The sequence below is a fragment of the Streptococcus sp. 1F3 genome (assembly GCF_054968985.1).
Map to the genome: position 1 here is coordinate 1 of NZ_JBUEQR010000118.1, position 1,400 is coordinate 1,400.

1 protein-coding gene is annotated in these 1,400 nt (G+C 36.4%); it reads left to right on the top strand.

Annotation, left to right across the window (positions count from 1 at the left end; genetic code table 11):
• Window positions 1-134: 134 nt before the first annotated feature.
• Window positions 135-977, top strand: coding sequence for a class B sortase, LPKTxAVK-specific (gene srtB, locus ACVPON_RS09950; RefSeq protein WP_462878476.1), 843 nt, complete (start codon window positions 135-137; stop codon window positions 975-977).
• Window positions 978-1,400 lie beyond the last annotated feature (423 nt).

Here is a 1,400-nt window from a genome sequence, read left to right on the forward strand (position 1 = left end):
ATATGGGACTTTTTTTCTATACTCAAAAAGGCTCCATAATCTCTACAGTGGATTTACCCACTACAGAAATTATAGAGCCATCAATATCACTAGGGCACTTGACCCTAGTGATATTTTTATGGAGGAAAAATAGTATGAGGAAGCAGAATGCTCAAAGAAAAAAATGGCTAGGAATCGGTGTATCCCTACTCACAGCCCTTATTGCGGTATTGGTCACCCTGTTCTTCTTCAGTAGGCAGGAGGAAAGTAGGCAAGTCAGTTCAGCAAGTAGTAGCCAACGTATTTACCAGACATCATCGACGACTCCTACCTACCAGGTTCCAGCAGAAGAAAAAGAATCCCTAACACAGCGTTTCAATTCACTAGTTGCAATTAATTCAGAAACAATCGCTTATATCTATGCACCAGGAACGAAATTAGATGAACCAGTTGTACAGACGACAGATAACGCTACATATTTAGACAAAACCTTTGATGGTGGTTATGAACCATATATGGGAACTGTTTTTATGGATACTGACAATCAAAAAGATTTCAGTGATCCATTGACGTGGCTATTTGCTCATGCACGTGGCAGTACAGTTGCAGATCATCGAATGTTCAATGATGTCAACTATTATGATGATCAAGCTTATTTTGATGCCCACCCTTACGTTGTGATTGAAACACCTGAAAGGAAATATTATTATCAAGCTGTATTTTTAATTATTGTTCCAGAAAACACGGCTTTTTATAAAACGAAATTCACAAGTAATGAAGAATTTAAAAATCAACTAGAAGCTGTTTCAAAGGAGGCAACGACTAGAAATAATACGATACAGATTAATGCTGATGATAAATATTTGGTTTTGTCTACTTGTCGAGAAGACGATGAGACGATTCGTTCAAATCTTTATCTCCGTCAAATTCCTGATAAAGAATTGATTGATTTTTTAGCACACCATAGCCATGATTTGGGATATGTAGCTACTAGATAATCTTCCTTATCCTATCCCAACTTTTTCATAGATGAGAAACAAGGTTTAGATTAACATTTTTTACAATTAAATAGGAAAAAACAAAAGTAGTAAGTCGTTGGACTTGCTACTATTTTTAACTGTCCAGAAGATGTCCTTGAACAAGGGGAGTTGCGGACGTCTACTCGAAAGTTTTGAGGCTATGCTTGAAATAGTATCTGATAGAGGAATATAGGAAGTGTAGCTAGGGGAAATGGTATAGCATCATCAAGCAAGCCTTCTACACGACTAGAGCTAGCTTCTGTCTATAGCTTCCCTCCTTTCCTACGAATAAGGCATTTGTAAGGGGTGAGAGCTTCAAGGATAAAAAAGGATAAAAAAAGTAAAAAAAAATTAAAAAATCTATTGACAAAGAAAAGTTGAGGTGATATACTGATATAGTTG